This is a genomic window from Siminovitchia thermophila (assembly GCF_016909185.1).
Taxonomy (GTDB): Bacteria; Bacillota; Bacilli; order Bacillales; family Bacillaceae_C; genus Siminovitchia; species Siminovitchia thermophila.
This window is the reverse complement of sequence record NZ_JAFBFH010000067.1, coordinates 1-4,463: the sequence shown is the minus strand read 5'-3', so window position 1 is coordinate 4,463 and position 4,463 is coordinate 1. Positions and strand designations below refer to the sequence as shown.

The 4,463-nt window shown below is 41.7% G+C and carries 6 protein-coding genes; all 6 read left to right on the top strand.

Translation table 11 applies throughout. The features are described from left to right. Window positions 1–208: 208 nt before the first annotated feature. The 6 genes from JOC94_RS22375 (at window position 209) to JOC94_RS22350 (ending at window position 4,413) form a co-directional block, all read left to right on the top strand. Entirely contained in the window at window positions 209–472 is a 264-nt protein-coding gene (locus JOC94_RS22375; RefSeq protein WP_205180405.1) for a TRAP transporter small permease, read from the top strand. Between the two features lie 93 nt (window positions 473–565). Then, on the top strand, window positions 566–709 hold the full coding sequence (locus tag JOC94_RS22370; protein ID WP_205180404.1) for a hypothetical protein: 144 nt from the start codon (window positions 566–568) through the stop codon (window positions 707–709). Further along, on the top strand, window positions 709–2,019 hold the full coding sequence (locus JOC94_RS22365; protein ID WP_205180403.1) for a TRAP transporter large permease: 1,311 nt from the start codon (window positions 709–711) through the stop codon (window positions 2,017–2,019). Before JOC94_RS22370 ends, JOC94_RS22365 begins: the two co-directional genes overlap by 1 nt. A 124-nt stretch (window positions 2,020–2,143) precedes the next feature. After that, the gene (locus tag JOC94_RS22360) at window positions 2,144–3,181 is read left to right on the top strand and encodes an NAD(P)/FAD-dependent oxidoreductase (RefSeq protein ID WP_205180402.1); all 1,038 of its coding nucleotides are present in this window, start codon (window positions 2,144–2,146) and stop codon (window positions 3,179–3,181) included. A 57-nt stretch (window positions 3,182–3,238) separates the two neighbouring features. Further along, window positions 3,239–3,502 (top strand): ferredoxin, encoded by a 264-nt coding sequence (locus JOC94_RS22355; protein WP_205180401.1) that lies wholly within the window; start codon window positions 3,239–3,241, stop codon window positions 3,500–3,502. 329 nt (window positions 3,503–3,831) lie between these two features. Next, window positions 3,832–4,413 carry a dioxygenase family protein gene (locus JOC94_RS22350; protein ID WP_236017188.1) on the top strand — a complete coding sequence of 194 codons (582 nt, stop codon included), beginning with the start codon at window positions 3,832–3,834 and terminating at the stop codon, window positions 4,411–4,413. Window positions 4,414–4,463: the final 50 nt, after the last annotated feature.

Sequence of the window (4,463 nt, the reverse complement as noted above, 5' to 3'; positions counted from 1 at the left end):
CACACCGAAACTCTTTGTTAATTTCAATATTAGAAGTTTTGCAAGCAAAAAAGTACGTTTGAGTGCTGAAAATTGAATATTTGTTAGACAGTCTGTTACGAGGTGGAGTGGAGATATCTGGAAGAAAAGGTGCCTGATAAAGTGGAAAAACTTCGAGAACTTACGACCAGGGGATCATAGCTAAAGGAGTAATCAAAGGAGGCAGAGGATGTTGAGAAAAGTAGTAAATCGTATGACGGATGTATTTGGCATGATCGGCATCGTCCTTATTATCGGGTTGTGCTGTCTGGTGATCATTGAAATTATCAACCGGAATTTTCTCTATTTAGGGATGGACTGGACGATTGAGATGACAGAGTACATGCTTGCTTTTATAACTTTTTGCGGAGCGGGGTGGCTATTGAAAGCGGATGGCCATATCAAATTCGATTTAATTACGGAGAGATTGTCGCCTAAATATAAAAGGGCTTAAAACATTCTCAGTTCATCTATTGGACTTTTGATTACTGCTATACTGACAATTTTCGGTTTTTATAAAGTGGCGGACTTAATATCCCAGGGGATAGTGACAGAGACAGTCTTGGAACTGCCCAAAGCACTGCTTATTGGTATAGTGCCGGTTGGCCTGTTCATTGCCTCGCTGCAATTTTTGTTCCGAATGATTGACTCCTTTAATGAGCACCCTGCCGAACGGAAAGGAGAAAACTGATGGAATGGTATATTGTGTTAACTCTCATATTTTTAGGTTTGGCTTTTTTGTTCGGGATAGGTATGCCTGTTGCCTTTGCTTTCTTGGTTGTAAATACGATCGCCGTTTTTATTCTCTGGAATGGGACCAACGGGGTGGAATTACTGACTATGAATATGTTTCAATCTGTCAGTCTATTCTCTCTTCTCCCTATCCCCATGTTTATTTTAATGGGAGAGATTATGTTCCGGACGGGTGTTGGGGCCTGTGTGTTTGAAGCGCTTGGCAAGTGGTTGGGTGCGCTGCCGGGTCGATTGAGTCTGCTGGCAGTCGGGAGCGGAACGCTATTTTCCGCTTTGAGCGGGTCAAGTGTGGCAAGCACCGCCTTGCTGGGCTCATTTTTAGTCCCTGAAATGGAGAAAAAAGGCTACAGTCACAAGATGTCTATCGGGCCCATATTGGGAAGTGCAGGATTAGCCACAATGATCCCGCCGACTGCGCTTGGTGTCATCCTTGCTTCCCTTGCGGGAATACCTGTCGGGCATTTCCTGGTAGCTATTGTGATTCCAGGACTACTACTAGCGCTGATTTTTGTTGCTTATGTCACTATACGATGTGCCCTACAACCGGAGTTGGCTCCTTCTTACCATGTGGAGAAGGTATCTTTGGCTGAAAGGATAATAGATACAATAAAGTACATCATGCCAATTGGGCTTATTGTAGCCATTATTGTAGCTTTGATCATGCTAGGGATCGCTACACCGACTGAATCGGCGGTCCTCGGAGCAGTTGCCGTTGTACTCCTGGCAGCCTTCTATAAAAGACTGACGTATAAACTGCTGTTGGAGTCACTTCATGGAACATTAAAAACAACTGCTATGATTTTAATGATCATGGCGGGAGCTTCCATATTCAGTCAGCTACTCAGCTTTACAGGAATTACTGAAGCCCTTATCTTGTTTTTCAGTGAGCTTTCCATACATCCTATTTTGGTATTAATCATTTTACAGGTCCTGCTTATTATTCTTGGCTGCTTTCTGGAGCCCGTTTCCATTATGATGATGACCCTGCCATTACTCATGCCCATAATCGGAGCGGTTGGATTCGATAAAATCTGGTTTTCGGTCATTTTACTGCTGAATATGCAATTGGCAACGATCACTCCGCCATTTGGAATGGATCTGTTTGCGATGAAGGGCGTTTTGGCAGATAAAGTAAGCATGGGGCAGATTTACAGAGCAGTCACCCCGTTTATTTTATTAAACGTTGTTTGTATGGGATTACTCATCGTGTTTCCCCAGTTAGTATTATGGCTTCCAAGCTTGATGTAAGGCAAATACAAGGGAATAGTATGGTTTTTCTTCTTTTTTTCAGCCTATTGGTATGTTGTGAGGGTTGAAGGGTAAATTTAAAATTAAAAATATACACTTATTTCGGTTTGAGGGAGGGATTGACTTGCAGGAGGACAAAGAAGTGCGTGATATTACGATTATTGGCGGAGGGCCTATTGGGGTCTTTACGGCGTTTTATGCTGGCCTGAGACAGGCAACTGCCAAAATAATCGATAGCCTTCCGCAATTAGGTGGACAATTAAGCGCATTATATCCCGAGAAATATATATACGATGTTGCTGGCTTTCCGAAGGTACGGGCACAAGAGCTTGTAAACAATTTGATTGAGCAAATGAACATGTTTGCTTCCAATACTTCTATTTGTTTGAATCAAACTGTTCAATCTATCCAAAAAGAGAACGGAATTTTCAGGATCGAGACGAGCTCCAGCATTCACTATTCTAAAACGATTATTATCACAGCGGGAAATGGAGCTTTCCAGCCGCGCAAATTAAAGTTGGAAGAGGTCAGTAGGTTTGAAGATTCCAATGTTCACTATTTTATTACTAACCTTGAAAGATTCAGAGATAAGCGTGTAGCCGTTTTCGGCGGAGGGGACTCAGCCGTAGATTGGGCTTTAATGCTCGAACCAATTGCCAAACAGGTTACCGTTGTGCATCGCCGGGATAAGTTCAGGGCTCATGAACACAGCGTAGAGTTGCTAAAGCAATCTTCAGCAGAGGTATTGACGCCATTTAATCCTATTAAGTTCCTAGGTGATGATCGTGTGAAGGAAGTGATTTTGCAAGAAGCAAAGAGTGACGCCGAAATCACGATCCCTGTAGACGACGTACTCATCAATTATGGATTTGTATCTTCATTGGGTCCTATTTTGGAATGGGAATTACACATCGAGAAGAATTCAATTGTAACGAACTCCAAAATGGAGACAAATATTGAAGGGATTTATGCAGCGGGTGATATTACAACCTATCCAGGCAAAGTGAAATTAATCGCTTCCGGGTTTGGAGAAGCTACAACAGCTGTAAGCAATGCAAAAGTATTTATTGACCCTGCTGCAAGAGTACAGTCGCTTCACAGCACAACCATCATGGAAAAAAGGGAAAGGGAAAGGGAAGAAAAGCAGCCAATGATCTTATGACGGTCAATACTGGAAAAATATACAGACCAAATTTCATGCGAGGAGGAAAAAATTCCGATGCCCAAATATACAATTGTTGACCAAGACACCTGCATAGCATGCGGAGCTTGCGGGGCTGCTGCACCCGATGTTTATGATTACAATGAAGAAGGACTGTCGTTTGTTCTATTGGATGACAATAGTGGGAATACACCTGTTCCTGAGGATTTGATGGATGATTTGGAAGATGCCCATGAAGGATGCCCGACAGAATCTATTAAAATATCTGATGAACCATTTAATGGAGATCCGTACAAATTTCCGGATGCCGGAGGCTTTTAGTAGGAATGTCAACAAATGGGGGACCTGATGAGAGGGTTTCCCTTGTTTTTATAAAGCAATATAGCCTATTCGTATGGCTATTTCAAATATATTAGTAGGATTATGCGGTATAACACATAACTAAATATTGTTACAATTTGAATAACTTGAATCTTTCGTGCTAGAGTTATAGGTACCTGGTCTATCACCTATTTAGTGTATGAGACTATTCTTATCTTTCTTGTTTTATACATATGCACTGAAATGTAATCGCTATCTTAACAGTGAGATCTAACCTGCTTCAAAGCACAAGATGAAAGTAAATAGTTAACTTAATGGAGGTAATGATCTTGCAGAAACAAGTAGTGAAAAAGAACGAACGTGTCGAAGAAGTCTTTAATCTATTTATCTCGCATATGCAGGAGTTTTTGAAAGAAGCAAAGTTGAACCACGAGGAATACACCAACTTCGTCAACTGGGCTGATAGACTTGGGAGAGCTGGAGAACTTCCTCTTTATACGGATGTTTTCCTGGAGACACATGTACTAAGAGCTATGTATACGGACAAGCCGGGCACTCAGCCTTCCCTCTTGGGACCTTACTTCATTGAAGGTTCGCCGGAAATAGAAAAGGAACCGGGCAAACCCTACACTTTAACTCAGCGGCCTGATGAAGAAGGAGAGATTCTGATTTTCAAAGGAAATGTAAGCAATACAGATGGTATGCCGCTGGCAAGCGTAAAGGTGGAAATGTGGCAAAACGACAGTACAGGAAAATATTCAGCCTTTGATGCCGATGCACCCAGATATAACCTAAGAGGGCATTTCTTCACTGATGAAAATGGAAACTTTGAAGTAAAATCCATTGTACCACTCCCTTATTCAATTCCGTATTGTCAAAAGTTCCATAGTAAAAAGTTAATAATCCCTTGATCTTAAAGGCTTTAAAAACAAAAAACTTGCCACCCCCTAAATTTTAAGGT